The 18,559-nt window shown below is 64.6% G+C and carries 21 protein-coding genes and 1 riboswitch; of the genes, 5 read left to right on the top strand and 16 right to left on the bottom strand.

Features of this window, described 5'->3' with window-relative positions:
• Positions 1-60: 60 nt before the first annotated feature.
• Positions 61-651: a hypothetical protein gene (locus tag BMG00_RS04705; protein ID WP_078573521.1), complete on the top strand. Its 591-nt coding sequence runs from the start codon at positions 61-63 to the stop codon at positions 649-651.
• 49 nt (positions 652-700) lie between these two features.
• Here BMG00_RS04705 and BMG00_RS04700 read toward each other — a convergent pair whose 3' ends face one another.
• The 5 genes from BMG00_RS04700 to fabA form a co-directional block, all read right to left on the bottom strand.
• A complete protein-coding gene (locus BMG00_RS04700; RefSeq protein ID WP_078573520.1) occupies positions 701-1,372 on the bottom strand; it encodes a haloacid dehalogenase type II in 672 nt (223 codons plus the stop codon).
• A gap of 65 nt (positions 1,373-1,437) precedes the next feature.
• Positions 1,438-2,217, bottom strand: a complete 780-nt coding sequence (locus BMG00_RS04695; RefSeq protein WP_078573519.1) for a pyrroline-5-carboxylate reductase family protein — start codon at positions 2,215-2,217, stop codon at positions 1,438-1,440.
• Between the two features lie 136 nt (positions 2,218-2,353).
• Entirely contained in the window at positions 2,354-3,142 is a 789-nt protein-coding gene (locus tag BMG00_RS04690) for an enoyl-ACP reductase FabI (RefSeq protein WP_078573518.1), read from the bottom strand.
• Positions 3,143-3,169: 27 nt separating this feature from the next.
• Entirely contained in the window at positions 3,170-4,399 is a 1,230-nt protein-coding gene (gene fabB / locus BMG00_RS04685) for a beta-ketoacyl-ACP synthase I (protein WP_078524912.1), read from the bottom strand.
• A gap of 32 nt (positions 4,400-4,431) precedes the next feature.
• On the bottom strand, positions 4,432-4,941 hold the full coding sequence (fabA, locus tag BMG00_RS04680; protein WP_078524910.1) for a bifunctional 3-hydroxydecanoyl-ACP dehydratase/trans-2-decenoyl-ACP isomerase: 510 nt from the start codon (positions 4,939-4,941) through the stop codon (positions 4,432-4,434).
• Positions 4,942-5,090: 149 nt separating this feature from the next.
• Here fabA and irrA point away from each other — a divergent pair, with 149 nt between their 5' ends.
• Complete coding sequence (irrA, locus tag BMG00_RS04675; protein ID WP_210401907.1) at positions 5,091-5,516, top strand: iron response transcriptional regulator IrrA; 426 nt, start codon at positions 5,091-5,093, stop codon at positions 5,514-5,516.
• On the opposite strand, the gene BMG00_RS04670 is transcribed toward irrA, so the two are convergent.
• The 3 genes from BMG00_RS04670 to thiB are packed head-to-tail and all read right to left on the bottom strand — an operon-like array spanning position 5,513 to position 8,728.
• A complete protein-coding gene (locus tag BMG00_RS04670; RefSeq protein WP_078573517.1) occupies positions 5,513-6,226 on the bottom strand; it encodes a thiamine ABC transporter ATP-binding protein in 714 nt (237 codons plus the stop codon). The genes irrA and BMG00_RS04670 overlap by 4 nt on opposite strands.
• Complete coding sequence (locus BMG00_RS04665; RefSeq protein WP_078524903.1) at positions 6,210-7,760, bottom strand: thiamine/thiamine pyrophosphate ABC transporter permease ThiP; 1,551 nt, start codon at positions 7,758-7,760, stop codon at positions 6,210-6,212. Before BMG00_RS04665 ends, BMG00_RS04670 begins: the two co-directional genes overlap by 17 nt.
• On the bottom strand, positions 7,736-8,728 hold the full coding sequence (thiB, locus tag BMG00_RS04660; protein WP_078573516.1) for a thiamine ABC transporter substrate binding subunit: 993 nt from the start codon (positions 8,726-8,728) through the stop codon (positions 7,736-7,738). Before thiB ends, BMG00_RS04665 begins: the two co-directional genes overlap by 25 nt.
• A 36-nt stretch (positions 8,729-8,764) precedes the next feature.
• Positions 8,765-8,871, bottom strand: a riboswitch (TPP riboswitch).
• Positions 8,872-9,085: 214 nt separating this feature from the next.
• Here thiB and aroC point away from each other — a divergent pair.
• Positions 9,086-10,186, top strand: a complete 1,101-nt coding sequence (aroC, locus tag BMG00_RS04655) for a chorismate synthase (RefSeq protein ID WP_078573515.1) — start codon at positions 9,086-9,088, stop codon at positions 10,184-10,186.
• Positions 10,187-10,384: 198 nt separating this feature from the next.
• Entirely contained in the window at positions 10,385-11,002 is a 618-nt protein-coding gene (locus BMG00_RS04650; protein ID WP_078524896.1) for a TetR/AcrR family transcriptional regulator, read from the top strand.
• Positions 11,003-11,018: 16 nt separating this feature from the next.
• Here the strand turns inward: BMG00_RS04650 and BMG00_RS04645 are convergent, their stop codons facing one another.
• From BMG00_RS04645 to BMG00_RS04620, 6 genes are all read right to left on the bottom strand, one after another.
• Complete coding sequence (locus BMG00_RS04645; RefSeq protein WP_078524894.1) at positions 11,019-11,792, bottom strand: NYN domain-containing protein; 774 nt, start codon at positions 11,790-11,792, stop codon at positions 11,019-11,021.
• A 162-nt stretch (positions 11,793-11,954) separates the two neighbouring features.
• Positions 11,955-12,761, bottom strand: a complete 807-nt coding sequence (locus BMG00_RS04640; RefSeq protein ID WP_078524892.1) for a cytochrome c1 — start codon at positions 12,759-12,761, stop codon at positions 11,955-11,957.
• Positions 12,762-12,781: 20 nt separating this feature from the next.
• The gene (gene petB, locus BMG00_RS04635) at positions 12,782-14,098 is read right to left on the bottom strand and encodes a cytochrome b (protein WP_078524890.1); all 1,317 of its coding nucleotides are present in this window, start codon (positions 14,096-14,098) and stop codon (positions 12,782-12,784) included.
• A 12-nt stretch (positions 14,099-14,110) separates the two neighbouring features.
• Positions 14,111-14,671 carry a ubiquinol-cytochrome c reductase iron-sulfur subunit gene (gene petA, locus BMG00_RS04630; RefSeq protein ID WP_078524888.1) on the bottom strand — a complete coding sequence of 187 codons (561 nt, stop codon included), beginning with the start codon at positions 14,669-14,671 and terminating at the stop codon, positions 14,111-14,113.
• Positions 14,672-14,990: 319 nt separating this feature from the next.
• The gene (locus BMG00_RS04625) at positions 14,991-15,704 is read right to left on the bottom strand and encodes a response regulator (RefSeq protein WP_078573514.1); all 714 of its coding nucleotides are present in this window, start codon (positions 15,702-15,704) and stop codon (positions 14,991-14,993) included.
• Positions 15,704-16,201, bottom strand: coding sequence for a MarR family winged helix-turn-helix transcriptional regulator (locus BMG00_RS04620; RefSeq protein WP_078524884.1), 498 nt, complete (start codon positions 16,199-16,201; stop codon positions 15,704-15,706). Before BMG00_RS04620 ends, BMG00_RS04625 begins: the two co-directional genes overlap by 1 nt.
• Positions 16,202-16,354: 153 nt before the next feature.
• On the opposite strand from BMG00_RS04620, the gene BMG00_RS04615 reads away from it, so the two are divergent.
• Complete coding sequence (locus BMG00_RS04615; protein WP_078524882.1) at positions 16,355-17,224, top strand: branched-chain amino acid aminotransferase; 870 nt, start codon at positions 16,355-16,357, stop codon at positions 17,222-17,224.
• A gap of 97 nt (positions 17,225-17,321) precedes the next feature.
• Here the strand turns inward: BMG00_RS04615 and BMG00_RS04610 are convergent, their stop codons facing one another.
• The gene (locus tag BMG00_RS04610) at positions 17,322-17,507 is read right to left on the bottom strand and encodes a hypothetical protein (RefSeq protein ID WP_078524880.1); all 186 of its coding nucleotides are present in this window, start codon (positions 17,505-17,507) and stop codon (positions 17,322-17,324) included.
• Between the two features lie 102 nt (positions 17,508-17,609).
• The gene (locus BMG00_RS04605) at positions 17,610-18,551 is read right to left on the bottom strand and encodes a DMT family transporter (protein ID WP_078573513.1); all 942 of its coding nucleotides are present in this window, start codon (positions 18,549-18,551) and stop codon (positions 17,610-17,612) included.
• Positions 18,552-18,559 lie beyond the last annotated feature (8 nt).

Below are 18,559 nucleotides of genomic sequence, written 5' to 3'. Positions count from 1 at the left end.
GCGCGTCTCCTCTGGATTGCTGCTCTTCGTGCGATCATAGTGCTCGCGAAGGAGATCGCCATGTCTGAAACGCTCGACAAATTGCAAGCCAGGCTCAACGCGCTTGAGGATGAGATCGAGCAGGAATGGGATCGCCGGCGCGAGGCGATGCAGTTTCACCTCGACCGCAACAAGGTGGTGTTCGAGCAAAACGTGCGCGAGGCCCATCGCAAGGCGCGGGTGCGGTTGTGGCAATTCCTGAAATACACCCGGCCGACGGTGGTTCTGAGCGCGCCGGTGATCTATTCGCTGATCGTGCCCTTCGCGCTGCTCGATCTCTTCGTGACGGTCTATCAGGGGATCTGTTTTCCGATCTACAAGATCGCGAAGGTGAAGCGGTCCAGCCACATCGCGATCGACCGCCAGCATCTGGCCTATCTGAACGGGCTGCAAAAGCTCAACTGCATCTATTGCGGCTATTGCAACGGGCTGCTGAGTTACGTGCGTGAGATCGCCGGGCGGACCGAGCAATACTGGTGCCCGATCAAGCATTCGCGGCGGGTGAAGGGCCCGCATCTGCGTTATCGCGATTTCGTGGATTATGCCGATGCAGAGGCGTTCCAGTCGCAAACCATGCGGCTGCGCGAGGCATTGCGGCAGATGAAGGAATGAAGACATGGCCCGGGATGTGCCCGGGCCATCGTCGGGGCGGGCAGGGGCCTCACACCCAATCGGGAACGGCGCGCAGATCCTTGAGCACGGCCGCGGGTTTGTAGGGCAGCCGATCCACCGGCAAGCCCGCGCGGTTGACCCAGAGCACCCGGAACCCGGCCTTGGCCGCACCGGCCGCGTCCCAGCCGTTCGAGGACACGAAACAGGTCTGTTCGGGTGCGACACCCATCTTCTGCGCAATCAGCTCATAGACTGTGCCGCGCGGCTTGTAGTGGCCGAGCGCGTGAATCGAGATCACCTCGTCGAGCAGGTGCCCCACGCCCGCCGCATGCACTGCCGCGTCGAGCATCTCCGGCGCGCCATTCGACAAGATCGCGCGCCCGATGCCGCGATGATGCAGAGCGTCGAACATTTCAGGGACTTCGGGATAGGCGGGCAGTTCGCGATAGAGCGCCATCAGACGATCGGCCAGATCGGGATCGTCGAGGCTCTGCGCCTCCATCGCCCAGTCGAGCCCGTCGCGGGTGAGCTGCCAGAAATCGACGTAATCGCCCATCACCTCGCGCAGCCAGCTGTATTCGAGCTGCTTGCGCCGCCAGTCAGCGGCGAGACGCGGCCAGATCTCGCTCAGGCGCGGCTCTTCCAGCGCCAGTTCGCGTGCGGCGGCATCGACATCGAAGAGCGTGCCATAGGCATCGAAGACGCAAAGCTGAATGGACATGGTGGTGATCCTCCCCGTAATCGTCGCGGGCTCCAACCTAGCGAAGGGGCGCCGCGCCGCAAGGGTCAGTAGATCTCGCGCGATGCTTTCGTGGCCGCCTTTAGCCCCCTCGCAATCAGCCCGTCGAACCCGGCATCTTGCAAGGCGATGAGGCCTGCGGCGGTGGTGCCCGCATAATCGATCATCTCCTGCACATGCGCCTCGGGGCGCGGCCCCTCGGCCATCATCGCCCCTGACGCGCGAAACAGCTGGCGCACGGCCCGATCGGCCACCTCGGGCGGCACACCCTCGGCTTCGGCATGGCGCGCCATGGCCGCCGCGCAGGCGGCGACGAAGCCCGGAACCGGGCCGATCAGCGCCGTGAAGAGGTCGATCTGGGCCTCGTCGTGGATCTCGTCGGTCTGCCCGCAGGTCTCGAATAGGGCGCGCGTGCGGGTGCGGTCCGTGTCAGTGACAGCTTCGCTTGCGATCCATGGGGAATAGGCGAGAGCACGGGCCGCCGCGGGGCTGGACATGGCGCGGATCACGCGGGGGCTGCGCGAGATGCGGGTGAGTTCGGCCAGGGGCACGCCCGCCATGACCGAAATCACCAGCTTGTCCGGGGCGTCTATCGTCAGGTCGCGCGCGGCGGCGGGCGGCACGCAGAGGATCACCACATCGCAACGATCCGCTAGAGCCTGCGGGTCGGTCAGCACGTTCTCAGCGGGAAAGCCGGGGATGTCGGGCGCCTTGCCCGAGCGGTTCGCCACGAACAGCGCCTGCGGCTTCGCCCGCCTCAGCGCCTCTGCGATGGCCGCGCCCAGCATGCCCGAGCCGATGATGCCGATGGTGAAATCGAGTGCCATGCGCGCCTCCCTGATGGATCTGGGCGAGCCTAGCGTGGGGGATCGACGGACGAAAGAGAGAGGTGTCTTCAAGCATGCGCTCGCGCCCGATGCGCGGCGAAGCCGCAGGGCGCGCGCCCTGCTGGAGGTCCGCCCCTTACAGGTTTTCGGCCGCAGGCATGCCCAGCACGTGATAGCCGCTGTCGACGGAGATGATTTCGCCGCTCGTGCAGGCCCCATAGTCAGAGCACAGATAGACAGCCGTACCGCCGATCGCCTCGAGCGTCGCGTTGTGGCGTAAGGGCGCGTTGGCCTCGGTGTGGCGGAAGGTCTTGCGCGCGCCGCCGATGGCCGCGCCCGCGAGCGTTTTCATCGGACCGGGCGAGATCGCGTTCACGCGAATGCCATCGGGGCCGAGATCGGCCGCGAGGTAGCGCACCGCCGATTCCAGCGCGGCCTTGGCCACGCCCATCACGTTGTAGAACGGCGTCACGCGCTGCGAACCCATATAGGTCAGCGTGATCATTGAGCCGCCTTCGGTCATCAGCTCGGACGCGCGCTTGGCCACGTCGATGAAGCTGTAGCACGAGATCGTCAGCGAGTTCTTGAAGTTGTCGCGGGTGGTGTTGATGAAGCGGCCCGCAAGCTCGTTCTTGTCGGAATAGGCGATTGCATGGATCACGAAGTCGATCGAGCCCCATTCCGCCTTCAGCTTGGCGAAGGCGGCATCCATGGAGGCGTCGTCATTCACGTCCACATCGAGCAGCAGGGTCGACCCGACGCTCTCGGCGAGCGGTTCGACCCGCTTGCCGAAGGCCTCGCCCTGATAGGAGAATGCAAGCTCCGCGCCCTCGTCGGCCAGCGCCTTCGCGATGCCCCAGGCAATCGAACGTTCGTTGGCGACGCCCATCACGAGGCCGCGCTTACCCTTCATCAGTTCCGCCATTCCCGTCCCTGCCGCCGTTTCTTGCCGTTAGTCGCGATATTTGCTCATCACGAGCGACGCATTGGTGCCGCCGAAGCCGAAGCTGTTCGACAGGACCGAGTCGAGCTCGATATCGTCGATGCGCTGCATGGCGATCTCTTCCGGTTTGATCGCCGGGTCGAGCTCGGTGATGTTGGCCGAAGCCGCGATGAAGTTGTTCTCCATCATCAGCAGCGAATAGATCGCCTCATGCACGCCGGTCGCGCCGAGCGAGTGGCCGGTCAGCGACTTGGTGGACGAGATCTTCGGAACGTTGCCTTCGCCGAAGACGCGGCGTACGGCCTCGATCTCTGTCACGTCGCCTGCCACCGTCGAGGTGCCATGCGCGTTGATATAGGAGATCTTGCGGCCTTCGGGCAGCGTCGAGACGGCGAGCTTCATCGAACGTTCGCCACCCTCGCCCGAGGGGGCCACCATGTCATAGCCGTCCGAGGTCGCGCCGTAGCCGGTGACTTCGGCGTAGATCTTCGCGCCACGCGCCTTGGCGTGCTCGAGCTCTTCGAGCACGACAACGCCGCCGCCGCCCGCGATGACAAAGCCGTCGCGGGTCGCGTCGAAGGCGCGCGAGGCGGTCTCGGGGGTGTCGTTATACTTGGACGACATCGCGCCCATCGCGTCGAAGAGGCAGCTCAGCGTCCAGTCGAGCTCTTCGCCGCCACCGGCGAAGATGATGTCCTGCTTGCCCATCTGGATCAGTTCGGCGGCGTTGCCGATGCAATGCGCCGAGGTCGAGCAGGCCGAGGTGATCGAGTAGTTCACGCCCTTGATCTTGAACGGCGTCGCGAGGCAGGCCGAGTTGGTCGAGCTCATGCAGCGCGTGACCATGAACGGCCCCATGCGCTTGGGCGAGCCCTTCTCCATGACGATGCGGTGCGCTTCGAAGAAGTTCGAGGTCGACGGACCGCCCGAGCCCATGATGAGGCCGGTGCGGGGGTTCGAGATGTCGCCGTCTTCCAGGCCGCTATCGGCCAGCGCCTGCTCCATCGCGATGAAGTTATAAGCGGCGCCGGGGCCCATGAAGCGCAGGTTGCGCTTATCTATATGGTCCTCGAGCGTGATCTGCGGCTGGCCCTTGACCTGGCTGCGGAACCCGCGTTCGGCGTAGTCCTCGGCGAAGACGATGCCGGACTTGCCGGCCTTCAGACTGGCGGTGACTTCTTTGGCATTGTTGCCGATGGGCGAGACGATGCCCAACCCGGTGATGACGACGCGGCGCATGGCTGGCCTCCTGTCTTTGTCTCGAATGGGGGTCAGCTCTCGGAGAGAGCGACCTTCATGTCCTTGACCTGGTAGATCACTTCGCCATCGGCCTCGACGATCCCGTCGGCGACGCCCATGGTCAGCCGGCGGGTCTGCACGGCCTTGGTGAAATCGACCTTGTAAGTCAGCATTTTACGATCGGGACGGACCATGCCGGTGAGCTTCACTTCGCCCACGCCGAGCGCATAGCCGCGGCCCTGCCAGCCACGCCAGCCTAGGTTGAACCCGGTGAGCTGCCACAGGCCATCGAGGCCGAGACAGCCGGGCATGATCGGGTTGCCGGGGAAATGGCACTCGAAGAACCACAGGTCGGGGGTGATATCGAACTCGGCGACCACATGGCCCTTGCCGTGCAGACCGCCATCGCCCGAGATCTCGGTGATGCGATCCATCATCAGCATCGGAGGAGCCGGAAGCTGCGCGTTGCCGGGGCCGAACAGCTCCCCGCGTGCGCATTTCAGAAGATCCTCTTTCCCGAAGCTCGTCGGAAACCCTGCCATTGGCGCTCCTTCCCGGTTTTGGCGTGCTTTTGAAAACCCTCTATCACCGCGCGGCTGAGCGGCGCAAGGGTAACGGCGCGGGCGCATCCGAACGGTTCCATTGAAACCCGAGGCGAAAAGTCGCATATAAGATGACGAGGAGGGCCAACATGGCTGTGAAAAGCTCGACAGAACAGCGTCGCGGGCAGGAATGGCTCGCCAAGGGCGGGCTGCGCCCGACCCGTCAGCGTCTTGCGCTGGCGACGCTTCTCGTGGGCGATGGCAACAACCGTCACGTCACTGCCGAGAGCCTTTATGCCTCCGCACTTGAGCGCGGCGAGAAAGTTTCCCTCGCGACCGTCTACAACACCCTCAAGGCCTTTTGCGAGGCGGGGCTGATGTATGAGATCGCCGTGGATGCATCGCGGAGCTATTTCGACACCCGGATGGACGATCACCCGCATTTCTTCTGGGAAGATGACAACCGCCTGTCGGACGCGCCTGCCGAGGAACTCAAACTTCTCTCGGTGCCCAAGCCTCCCGAAGGCGCAGAAATCACCCGCGTCGATGTGGTGATCCGGGTCCGCAAGACCTAATCGCGCGGCCGCGCCCCTTCGCCCAGATATTCTCTCAGCACTGGCGGCGGATCGGCCAGCAGCGCGGTCGTGTCCTGCGGCGGATGCGCCTTGCCTTCGGCCACGAGAACGGTTTGCGGGCAGAGCACGCGCGCGTCCTCGGGATCGTGACTGACCATCAGAACGGTCGTTCCCTGTTCGCGCGCGATCTCGGCCACCAGCGCAAGCATCTCCGTCTTCAGCGCGGGACCGAGGGCGGCGAAAGGTTCGTCGAGCAGCAGCATCGGTCGCGCCCGCAGCAGAGCGCGCGCAAGGCCCGCCCGGCTTTGCTGTCCCCCCGAGATCTGCCCCGGCTTGCGCTTGCCCAACCCTTCCAATCCGACGCGGGCAAGGGCTCCCTCGATCTGCGCGCGTGCCGCGCGGTCGATTTTGCCTTTCGGGTTCAGGCCGAGGGCGAGGTTCGTTTCAAGCGTCAGATGCGGAAAGAGGTTCTGATCCTGAAACAGGATCGACAGCGGGCGTTCTCCCGGCGCAGTGCCGGTGATCTCTGCACTGTCCCAGAGCACCCGTCCCGCACTCGGCGCAAGAAATCCGGCGATCACCGAAAGCAGCGTCGATTTGCCCGCGCCCGACGGGCCGATCACGGCGACGCTCGCGCCGGTTTCGATCTCAAGATCGGCGCTCAGGCGGAAGTCGCCCTGTTCGATGGCCAGTTTATCGAGAGTCAGCATGATGTCCTGCGCGGTCGAGCGCCCAGAAGAGCGCGAATGTAAGTGACAGCAAGAGCGTCGCCGCGCCCGCCGCCTGATCCATCCGATAGGAGCCCATCAGCTGGAACAGCGCCAGCGGCAACGTGCGGGTCTGGCCATCGGAGAAAAGCGTGATGACGCCGAGATCACCCATCGAAAACGCCGCCGCGAGCCCTGCCGAGAAACCCAGAGGCCGGGCGAGACGCGGCAGCGTCAGCAGGCGCAGCCGCGCGATCCCGCGCATCCCCAGCGAGGCGGCGAGCCGGTCGTAGTCGGATTGCAGCGTGCGGATCTCGGGCATCAGGATGCGGGTCGCAAAGGGGATCGACAGCGCGGCATTCGTCAGCAGTACCATCGGCAGGGCGAGGCTCGTGGGGTTGATGAAGGGCCGCGCAATGAGAAACGCGCCCGTGCCCATCACCAGCGCCGAGGCCGTCATCGGCAGCATCGCCGCGATCTCGGCCCAGCGGTGGCGGGTGGCGGCCAGCGCCAGCGGCAGGGCGATGATGAGCGTGACGAGGGTGGAGGCGAGCGCGATCACAAGTGAGGTCAGCGTCGCGGGCCAGATCATCGCGGGCAGCTCGGGCAGGGCGGGCAGACCACGCGCGAAGACCGCGCCGATCGGGGCGAGCAGGAAGGCGGCGGCGAGCACGATCGCGAGCGCGTCGAGGGAGGTGCGCCCCGCACCACCTGCGAGTTGCGGGATGGGTCGCGTTGTGCGGTCATGGCCCGCGCCGAAGCTCGCGGGCATCGTTACGCGCGCCGCGATCAGCAGCGCCGTGACCGAGATCGCGACCTGCACCAGCGCGAGGCTCGCGGCGCGGCCCATGTCGAAATCGAAGCGGAAGGCCTGATAGATCGCAAGCTCCACCGTGGTGGCGCGCGGGCCGCCGCCAAGGGTCAGTGCCACCGCGAAAGAGGTCAGGCAGACGAGGAAGATCGCGAGGAACGCGCCGGGCAGGACAGAGCGCAACATCGGGCGTTCGAGATGGCGGGTGACCTCGGACGGGCCGAAGCCAAGCGTCGCGGCAAGGCGGAAGCGCTCGGCAGGGATCGCCTGCCAGCCATGTAGGATCATCCGCGTCGCCAGCGGCAGGTTGAAGAAGACATGGGCGATGATCACCCCCTGCGCCCCGTAGATCGTGATCGGCTCGATCCCCAGAGGCGCAAGCATGGCGTTGACCAGCCCGCGCCGCCCGAAAACCGCGATCAGGCCGAAGACGGCGACGATCACCGGCAGGATGAAGGGTGCGCCAAGCAGCGAGATCAGCGCCCCGCGCCCGGGAAAGCGGCGGCGGTGAAGCGCGCGCGCGACCGGGATCGCGAGCACGCAGGAGATCAGCGCCGAAAGCGCCGCCTGCCAAAGCGTGAAGCGGATCGCGGCGAGATCGGTTGCGCGCAGCCCGGTCAGCCCGCCTGCTCGGATCGCCACCGCCGCCAGCGTGCCCAGAACGAGCGCGACCAGAGCCGCGCTCGCCAGGGCCGCAGGCGTTATTTCGCGAAGGCGCGCTGCCATTCTTCCAGCGCCGGTCCGCGCAGTTTCTCAGCCTCGTCCTCGCCCAGATAGAGCGTCTTGTCGGGCATCGGCAGGGTCTGGAAGACCTCGGGCAGCTGGGCATGCGGCAGCTTCGCCGGGAAGGACCAGTTGGCCGTCGCGATCATGCCCTGAAAATCGGGGCTCAGCACGTAATCGAGGAATTTCTGCGCCAGCTCCGGGTGCTTCGAGGTCTTGAGCTGCGCGACCAGTTCGGGGGAGAAGTAATGCCCCTCGGGGAAGATCGCCGCGACCTTGCTGTCATCTTCTTCCGCCATGATGTGATAGGCGGGCGAGGTGACGTAGCTCATAACCATGTCCGCTTCGCCATCGGTGAACATCCCGTAGGCTTCGGACCAGCCCGGCGTCACGGTCAGCACCTTGGGGGCCATCTTTTCCCAGGCAGCCTCGGCCTTGTCGCCGTAGATATCCTTCACCCAGAGCAGCAGCGACAGGCCCGCGATCGAGCTGCGCGGATCCTCGATGACGATCTTGTAGGCGTCTTTCGGAGCGTCGAGCAGTTCCTCGAAGCTTTTGGGCGGGTTTTGCAGCTTCGTCTTGTCATAGATGAAAGCGAGCTCGGACCAGTCGAAGGGCAGGAAGATCGGATCGTCCCATTTGACCGGCATGGTCAGATCGGAAGTATCCTCGTTATGCGGTGCAAAGAGGCCGGTGGCGCGCGCCTTGGCGGTCACGTCGGTATTGAGACCAATCGCGATATCGGCTTGGGTCTTGTCGCCTTCGAGCAGGATGCGCGGCAGCACATCGCCTGCCACGAATTTCAGATCGCAGTCGCAGATCGCCTCGAACCCCTTCTCGATCGCGGGGCCGGGGCCCCATTCGCTCGTGAAGTAGTCGGGCGCGTAGACGGTGAGCACGGGCTTGTCCTCGGCCGCCGCCATCGTGGCGATCAGGCTCAGGGCTCCCGCAAGCATCAGGTGGGTTTTCATGCCTCACTCCTTGGGCTTGCCGGGCGGAGTGGGGCCGGGGGATCCGGCTACCTTCCCTCCGCCGGTCTTAACCGGTTCAGGTTCAACGGGTTCGCGAAGATCGCATCTCAGCCAGCCTTGCGCCGGCACCCCGAGGTGAGGCGCAACCTAAGGGCAGGCGCAGGGCGGTGCAAGTATGAAGGCGAGGGCGCCGGCGCAGGTCATGGTGCGATAGAGTGGTGAGAGGGCATTCGCCAAGCGCTCCGCGGCGGCGCCTCGTGGCGCGCCTTTCCTATGTTGCGCACCACCATCCGCGTTGCCTCGCCACGCCCCGGTTGCTAAAGCAGACGCCAAACATACCCGATCGAGGCCGCGCCCATGTCCTTCAACACATTTGGTCACCTGTTTCGCGTCACCACCTGGGGCGAAAGCCACGGGCCCGCTCTGGGCGCGACGGTGGATGGTTGCCCTCCGGGGATCGAGATCGACGAGGGGTTCATCCAGCAATTCCTCGACCGCCGCCGTCCGGGCCAGTCGAAGGAGACGACCCAGCGCAAGGAGCCCGATGCGGTGCGCATCCTCTCGGGCGTGTTCGAGGGCAAGACGACAGGCACCACGATCCAGCTGATGATCGAGAATACCGACCAGCGGTCTAAGGATTACGGCGAGATCGCGCGGCAGTTCCGCCCCGGTCATGCAGACATCACCTACCACCAGAAATACGGTGTGCGCGATTATCGCGGCGGCGGGCGCTCGAGCGCCCGCGAGACGGCGGCCCGTGTTGCCGCTGGCGGTGTGGCGCACGCGGTGCTGCGCCAGCTGGTCCCTAATCTGAAGATCTACGGCTACATGGTCCAGATGGGTGCGAAGCATATAAACCGCGCGCGCTTCGACCGCAGCCAGATCCTGCAAAACCCCTTCTTCATTCCCGATGCCGAGGCGGTCGACGAATGGGCCGATTACCTCGCCGCGATCCGCAAGGGGCAGAACTCGGTGGGCGCCGCGATCGAGGTTGTGGCGGAAGGCTGCCCGGCGGGTCTCGGCGCGCCGATCTATGCGAAGATGGATACCGAACTCGCCGCGGCGATGATGTCGATCAACGCGGTGAAAGGTGTCGAGATCGGCGAGGGGATGGCGGCAGCGGCGCTGACCGGCGTCGACAATGCCGACGAGATGGTGATGGGGCCGAACGGGGTGGAATATCTGTCGAACCACGCCGGCGGCATCCTCGGAGGGATCACGACCGGCCAGCCGATCCTCGTGCGCTTCGCGGTCAAGCCGACCTCGTCGATCCTGACGCCCCGCCGCTCGGTCAATGTCGCGGGCGAAGAGGTGGAAGTGATCACCAAGGGCCGCCACGACCCTTGTGTCGGTATCCGCGCGGTGCCGGTGGCCGAGGCGATGATGGCCTGCGTGATCCTCGATCAGTTCTTGATGGACCGCGCCCAGACGGGCGGGATTCGCGGCACGATCGGGTAAAGGGAGAGGGGCGCTGCCCCTCGGCGCTTGCGCGCCTCACCCCGGGATATTTCTGCCAATTCGAAGGCGCGAAAAGCGCCACCTCCCGCCGGTCTGATGCATGGCAGGCATGACGTGACGTTGCGCCGCCTTGCAGGGACTGAACGGGACGGTTTATTCTGAAGGTCCGGGCCGCTTCGCCCGGGAGTGGAGAGGTGAATGGCCGACGCAGATCAGATCCATCGCGGACGCAAATTCGATCAGGTGCTTGAAGGCGCGCGCGAGATCTTCCTGCGCGACGGTTTTGACGGTGCCTCGGTCGACGATATCGCGAAGGAGGCGGGCGTCTCCAAGGCCACGCTCTACAGCTATTTCCCCGACAAGCGGCTGATGTTTCTCGAGGTGGCGCGAACCGAGTGCCAGCGTCAGGCCGAGCAGGCGAGCGAGACGATCGATTTCAGCCAGCCGCCCGAAGTGGTGCTGCCTCTGGCGGCCGAGCAGATCATCGATTTCATGGCCTCCGATCTGGGGCAGGGGATCTACCGGCTCTGCGTGGCCGAGGTCGAACGCTTCCCCGATCTGGGCCGGGCCTTTTATGCCTCGGGCCCGCAGCTCGTGCATGACAAGATCTGCGCCTATCTCGAGCAGGCGGTCGCACGGGGGGAGCTGGAGATCGACGATCTCGATCTTGCGGCGCATCTTTTCGCAGAGCTGTGCAAGGCCGAGCTGCATGCCAAGCTGCTTTTCGGGATGGGCTCTTGTTCCTCTCTCGACAAGGAGCGCGTGATCAAGGGCGCGGTCGAGATGTTCCTCGCGCGCTACGGCACGAAAGGCTGACGGCGCGCGGGGCTGGTCAGGCCAGGTCGCGCACCATCCACTGATTGCCTTCGCCGCGCTGGAGCTGGAACCGACCCGTCTTGATCAGCAGGTCCGAGAGTTTCGCGCTGCCATAGGTGCGGGTGTCGAAATCCGGGTTCGCCTGGGTGATGAACTGGCCGAGCTGGCCGAGCGAATACCATTCCTCTTCCAGGCCGATCGCCTTCATCGCGTTGGTGATGATCGGGATCGCCTCTTTCGGCTCCTGCTTGCCGCCGGTGGATTTCGGTGCGCTGCCTTTACCGGGGCTGGGTTTCGCGCTGGGGCCGGGCGTCTCGCCATTGCCGAGGTTCTCGACATAGATGAAGCGTTTGCAGGCCTTGCGGAAGGCCTCGGGGGTTTTCTGCTCGCCGATGCCGTAGACATCGAGACCCTGCTCGCGGATGCGCGCGGCGAGCCGGGTGAAATCGCTGTCGGAGGAGACCAGCACGAACCCGTCGAAGAGGCCGGAATGCAGGAAATCCATCGCCGCGATGACGAGGCCGATATCGGAGGCGTTCTTGCCCTTGGTATTGGCGAATTGCTGGTCCGCGACCAGGCCGAGCTCGGCCACGCGCTTTGCCCAACCCGCCAGGCGCTGCGCCGACCAGTCGCCATAGATCCGGCGTACCGAGGCCTCGCCCAGCGAGGCGATCTCCTCGAAGATCGCCTCGGCGTAGGAGGCAGGCACGTTGTCAGCGTCGATCAGCACGCAGAGCCGTGGCGCGCGGGCGGCGGGCGAGGCGTGGGGGAAGTCGGGCAGCTCGGGCATTGTCTCTCCTGACGTTGTCCCCTGTGAGGTAAGGCGCTGCCCCTTGCTTGGCAACCGTTCGTGGTGCGGATCGCGTGGCGGGGCGGCGGCGACCTGCAGTATTCCAACGAAAAACGCCCCCTCGTGTCCGAGGGGGCGTCTCTCATCTCGATTTAGCAGCGATCACAGATCGACATGTTTGCCCTTGTGCGGGGCCCAGAGCTTCTTGTTCGTCAGGTAGAGAAGCGAGCTGAGCAGCACGAGCATGATCACGGCCACGAAGCCCCAGCGCTTGCGCGCCTCGAGCTTGGGTTCCGCGGTCCACATCAGGAAGGCCGCGACGTCCTGCGCCATCTGCTCGACGGTCGCGGGGGTGCCGTCCTCATACTCGATGAGGTCTTCCGAAAGCGGAGGCGGCATCGCGATCCAGCCACCCGCGAAGGTGTGGTTTCCGTAGAAGATCGAGCCCGCCTCTTCCTTTTCCTCGCCGGTATAGCCGGTCAGGATCGAGAAGATGTACTCGGGGCCGCCCATGCCGCGGAAGAGCTGGTTGAGGCCGAGGCCGTAGGGGCCGTGGAAGCCCGCCCGCGCCTTCGCCATCAGCGACAGGTCCGGGCCCATGCCCTCGCCGGTCACTTTCGGGAAGTGGTCGGTTTCCTTGCCGGGACGGTCCTCGCCGGTTTCCTTGTCGACCATGTCGAACTCGGCGGCGTAGGCACGAACCCAAGCCGGGTCCATCATCGGGCCGCCTTCATCGGCCAGCGTGCGGAAGGGCACGAACTTCATGCCGTGGCAGGCCGAGCAGACCTCCCGGTAGACCTGGAAGCCGCGACGCAGCTGCTGCTGGTCGAAGGTTCCGAAGGGGCCCTCGAAAGAGAAGTCGATATTCTCGACATGGCTTTCGCCACCGCCCGCGGCCAGAGCGGGACCGGCGAAGAAGCCGGTGCCGATGGCCAGTGCCGAAATGGCGGAGATCAGAAGATTTTTCATTTTGCGTCCCTCTTCCTTACTCACTCGGCCGGTTTGATGTCGTAGTGATGATTGAAGTCTTCTTCGATCGTCGCGGGCAACGGCGCCGGCTTCTCGATCAGGCCCAGCAGCGGCAGGATGACCAGGAAGTAGACGAACCAGTAGGTCGCGCCGATCAGCGAGATGTAGGGGTAGATCCCGTCGGTCGGCATCGCGCCCACCCACATCAGCACCACGAAGTCGATCGCGAGCAGCCAGAACCACCATTTGAACATCGGGCGATAGGCGCCCGAACGCACTTTGGAGGTGTCGAGCCACGGTGCCAGCGCCATCACGATGATCGCACCGAACATCGCGAGCACGCCGAAGAACTTCGCGTCGACGATGCCGAAGGTGATCCAGTTCACGAGCATCACGACCCAGACATCGGCGGTGAAGGCGCGCAGGATCGCGTAGAAGGGCAGGAAGTACCATTCGGGCACGATATGCGCAGGCGTCGCCAGCGGGTTCGCCTCGATGTAGTTATCGGGGTGGCCGAGATAGTTCGGCATGAAGCCCACGACCGCGGCGAAGATCAGCAGCACGACGGCCAGCGCGAACAGGTCCTTGATCACGAAGTAGGGCCAGAAGGGCAGGGTGTCTTTCTCGGCTTCCGCCTTCGAGCCCTTGCGGACGTCAACGCCGGTCGGGTTGTTGTTGCCTGTGGTGTGGAAGGCCCAGATGTGGACCACGACCAGCGCGGCGATCACGAAGGGCAGCAGGTAGTGCAGCGAGAAGAAGCGGTTCAGCGTCGCGTTGTCCACCGCCGGGCCGCCGAGCAGCCAGGCCTGGATGTCCGGACCGATGCCCGGGATCGCGCCGAACAGGCCGGTGATCACGGTCGCGCCCCAGAAGGACATCTGGCCCCAGGGCAGCACGTAGCCCATGAACGCCGTGCCCATCATGCACAGGTAGATGATCATGCCGACGATCCAGGTGATCTCGCGGGGCGCCTTGTAGGAGCCGTAATACAGGCCGCGGAAGATGTGGATATAGACGGCGAGGAAGAACAGCGAGGCGCCGTTCGCGTGGATGTAACGCAGCGCGTAGCCGCCATTCACGTCACGCATGATGTGCTCGACCGAGGCGAAGGCCAGGTCAACATGCGGGGTGTAATGCATCACCAGGACGATGCCGGTGACGATTTGCAGCACCAGGCAGAAAGCCAGCACGATACCCCAGATCCACCACCAGTTCAGGTTCTTGGGGGTGGGGATCATGATCGTGTCATAGATCAGCCCGATGATCGGAAGGCGCGAATGCACCCATTTCTCGGCGCCCGTCTTGGGCTTGTAATGGTCGTGGGGAATGCCCGACATCTCAGTGCCTCCTCAGCCCAGCAGGATCGTGGTTTCGTCGGTGAACTGCGCCACCGGGATATCGAGGTTGCGCGGTGCGGGACCTTTGCGGATCCGCCCGGCAGTGTCGTAATGCGAGCCGTGGCAGGGGCAGAACCAGCCATGGTAGTCGCCCGAGCCATTGCCGATCGGCACGCAGCCCAGGTGGGTGCACACGCCGATCATCACCAGCCACTCGCCCGCCTCGTCGAGCGCGCGGTTCTCGTCGGAGGCGTCCGCGCCCGGTTTGTTGGCGTTCTCGGCGGAACGGTCCGTCAGCTCGTCGAGCGGGACTTCACGCGCCATGTTGATCTCTTCTTCGGTCCGGCGGCGGATGAAGACGGGCTTGCCGCGCCATTTCACCGTGAGCTGGGTGCCGGTCTCGACGCCCGAAACGTCCACAAAGATCGACGAGAGCGCCTTGACGTCGGCAGAGGCGTTCATCTGGTTCACCAGCGGCCAAACGGCCGCCCCGGTGACGACCGCGCCGGTGCCGGCGGTGGCGTAGTAGAGGAAATCCCTCCGGGAGCCTGCGTTATTATCTGCGTGGGACACGTTGTCTCTCCTTCCCGGGCCCGTGGGATGGGCCGATAGTGACGTGCCGGGGCACGTGCGAAGTGCCGCCCAACATGGCCGCTCTCATAGCAATCACGAATTTGTCAGTCCAGAAGTCATTCGGTCTCAACGTCGGCTCAACCAAGGTAAATGACGCTCTTGCAACACGTCACGCCGGGTCATTCGAGTGAATAGGCGACTGCGAGCACCAACTGCCTTGAGCGGTCCGGTCTGCGACCTTTGCGCTCTGCGACAAAACGAATCAATCTTGTGAAATCATACAGCGATTTCACATCTTTGGCGGGGCGCTGCCGAAAACTCAGTCCGGCGCAAGCATATAGCCCAGCCCGCGTACGGTCTGAAGGTAGCGCGGCTCGCGTGGATCGCGCTCGATCTTGCGGCGCAGGCGGGTGATCTGCACGTCGACCGCGCGGTCGCCGCCCGCGCCATCCTCGCTCGCCGTGCGTTCGCGCCCGAGCTCTTCGATCAATGCGGTTCGGCTGACGACCTCTCCGGCATGGGAGGCGAAGATTTTCATCAGCTGGACCTCGGTCGCGGTCAATTTCACCGGGGTTTCGCCGTCCCAGAGCTCGCCCCGGTCCTGATCGTATTTCAGCGGGCCCAGCGAGAGGAATTTCGGCCCCGTCTCGGCCTCTTGCGGCACGCGGCGCAGGATCGCGTTGATCCGCAGCAAGAGTTCCTTGGGCTCGAAAGGCTTGGGCAGGTAGTCATCCGCGCCCGCCTCGAGCCCCTCGATCCGGTCGCGGGTCTCGCCGCGCGCGGTCAGCAGCAGGATCGGTGTCGCGATCGTCCTGCGCAGGTCGCGCGTCAGGCTCAGGCCGTCCTCGCCGGGCATCATCACATCCATCACGATCAGGCTGAACTCGAGCCCCGCCAGAAGCGCTCGCGCGTGCGTGGCATCGCGCGCGGCCGTCACCAGAAAGCCGTTACGCTGCAAGAAGCTTTTCAGCAGCGTGCGGATGCGCTCGTCGTCATCGATTATGAGCAGGTGAGGATCGGCAGAGTAGGGCATCACTCGTCTTTCATCATCTGGTAGAGCTTGTGCAGGTCCGGCCCCATCATTGCCTCGAGAACCTGCCGGAAGCCGGCCACCGCCTGCGGCCCCGCCGCGCGATAGGCGGCGCGCATCCGACCACGCTGGGCCTCCGAGAGCGCCCGCTCCAGCGCCTCGCCCTCTTCGGTGAGATGCAGCCGGCGTTCGCGCTTGTCGCGTTTGCCGACCCGGCTTTCGACGAGCCCGTCCTCGATCAGGGTGCGCAGCACTCGGTTGAGCGATTGCTTGGTCACGCCGAGCACCGCGAGCAGCGTGGTCACGGTCAGGCCCGGCTGGCGGTTGATGAAGTGCAGCGCCCGGTGATGAGCGCGGCCATAGCCGTGTTCCTCGAGAAGCCGGTCGGGATCCGCGGTAAAGGCGCGATAGGCGAAGAACATCGCCTCGATTCCCTTGCGCAGTTGCTCGTCGGTCAGAAACAGAAGGGTTTCGCCCCCGGGGCTTCCGCTTTCGGCCATCTCTCTCCCTCTCTTTTGCGTGACTTTATGTCAGCCTTGTTGACTTTCCAAGACTCAACTGTTACCGAGCGACAGTTTTCGCGCAAGAATATGTCCGAACCGGACTAATATTGCGCAATATTCGTAAATCGGCATAGCCGCAAGGAGGGTATGATGGCCGGGTCGTATGAGGATCGTGATGGCAAGATCTGGATGGATGGCAAACTGGTGGAATGGCGCGACGCCAATGTCCACATTCTGACCCACGCGCTGCATTATGCCTCCTCGGTATTCGAGGGCGAGCGTTGCTACAATGGCAAGATCTTCAAAGGCGTCGAGCATTCCGAGCGCCTGCGCAAGTCCGCCAACCTGCTCGACATGGAGATCCCCTATTCGGTCGAAGAGATCGAAAAGGCGAAATACGACATGCTCAAGGCCAATGGCTGGACCGACGCCTATGTGCGCGCGGTGGCATGGCGCGGTGCGGGCGAGGACATGGGTGTCTCGGCGCGCAAGAACCCGGTCCGTCTGGCCGTGGCCGGCTGGGAATGGGGCAACTACTACGGTGACGCGAAGATGAAGGGCGCCAAGCTCGACATCGCGAAATGGCGCCGCCCCGACCCGCGCACGATCCCGGCCGAGGCGAAAGCCGCCGGTCTCTACATGATCTGCACCATGTCCAAGCACGCGGCCGAGGATCGTGGCTATTCGGACGCGCTCTTCATGGATTGGCGCGGCTACGTGGCCGAGGCGACCGGCGCGAACATCTTCTTCGTGAAGGATGGCGAAGTGCATACGCCCAAGGCCGACGTGTTCCTCAACGGCATCACCCGCCAGACCGTGATCGGGCTGCTCAAGGAGAAGGGCGTCACCGTTCATGAACGCCTGATCGAGCCGACCGAACTGGCCGAGTTCGAACAGTGCTGGCTGACCGGGACCGCCGCCGAGGTCACGCCCGTGAGCCAGATCCGCGAGTTCAACTTCGAGGTCGGTGCGCTCACCCGCGATATCGCCGAGACCTACGAGAAACTCGTGCGCGCCTGACGCGCCTCAACGCCAGACAAACGGAAAAGGGCGCACCGGATCGGGCGCGCCCTTTTTGCTATGCCGGTCTTCCGCAGAAGGCCCTGTCGTGCGGTGCTCAGGTCGCTTCGGCCCGCTCGATCTTGAGGAACTGCTTCATGCGCGCACCGTTGACGGGCTGCTCGCGTTTGCTGAGCTCCTTGATCGCGGGATGGATGCCCTCACGCCGCTGCAGTTCGAGGAACCGCTTGAGACGCGAACCGTCGGAATTCGGCTTGGCGTGGTCGATGATGTGACGGGACATGGATCTTCCTCCTCTCTTCATCGCTACGCCGTGTTTATAACAGATTTGTAATGAGTCGGGGATGCTTGGGGCGACGTTTTTTCGTCGCAGGCGGAAAGCGGCTCAACCTTGGGGTGTGCCAGCCTTGCGCGCTCGGCGTCGTTCCAGTCCAAGCCAATGTTCGCGCAGGATAATCGCAATCCCCGCCGCGATGATCAGCGCGGCCCCCCAAAGCGTCGCCGCCGTCGGGATCTCGTCGAAGACCGAATAACCGATCGCCAGCGCGAAGATCATCGAGGCGTAATCGAAGGGGGCCACGACCGAGGCATCCGCAAAGCGATAGGCCGAGGTGAGCAGAATCTGCGCCGTCCCGCCCAGCAGCCCCGCCCCGATCAAAAGCGCCGCCTCACGTGGTCCGGGCATCACCCAGCCGAAGGGCAGGGAGAGAAGCGACAGCACGCTCGCGGTGGCCGAGAACCAGAACACGATGGCCGAGGCACGCTCGGTGCCGACCATGCGCCGGATCTGGATCTGTGCCAGCGCCGCGCAGGTGGCCCCGGACAATGCCAGCGCCGCGCCGAACGCTTCGGCGCCGGCATCGGGGCCCTCGCCGCCGAGTTTGGGCCAGAGCACGATCAGCACGCCCAGAAGGCCGAGCCCCACCGCCGAAATCCGGAAAACGCGCACCGTTTCCTTCAGCAAGAGCGCCGCGAAGACCACGGTGAGAAGCGGGGCCGCATAGCCGAGCGCGGTCGCTTCGGGCAGGGGAAGGAAGGCAAGCGCGGCAAAGCCCATGCCCATAGCCGTCGTCCCGATCACCCCGCGCATCACGTGATTGATCGGCTTGGCCACGCGCAGCCCTTGTCCCAGCTCGTGTCGCCAGGCCAGCCAGATCAGGATCGGGAGAATCCCGATGAACGACCGGAAGAAGACCGCTTCGCCCGGAGGCACCTCCGAGGCCACGGCCTTGATCATCGCCTGCATCACCACGAAACCGATCACGGCTCCGAGCTTGAGGCTGATGCCGGTCATCGGCGAAGGTGTGGGAAGCGCAGAACTGGTCATGCCGCCAA

The sequence above is a fragment of the Thioclava marina genome, from assembly GCF_002020135.1.
Classification (GTDB): Bacteria; Pseudomonadota; Alphaproteobacteria; order Rhodobacterales; family Rhodobacteraceae; genus Thioclava; species Thioclava marina.
This window is presented reverse-complemented; position numbering and strand designations above follow the sequence as displayed.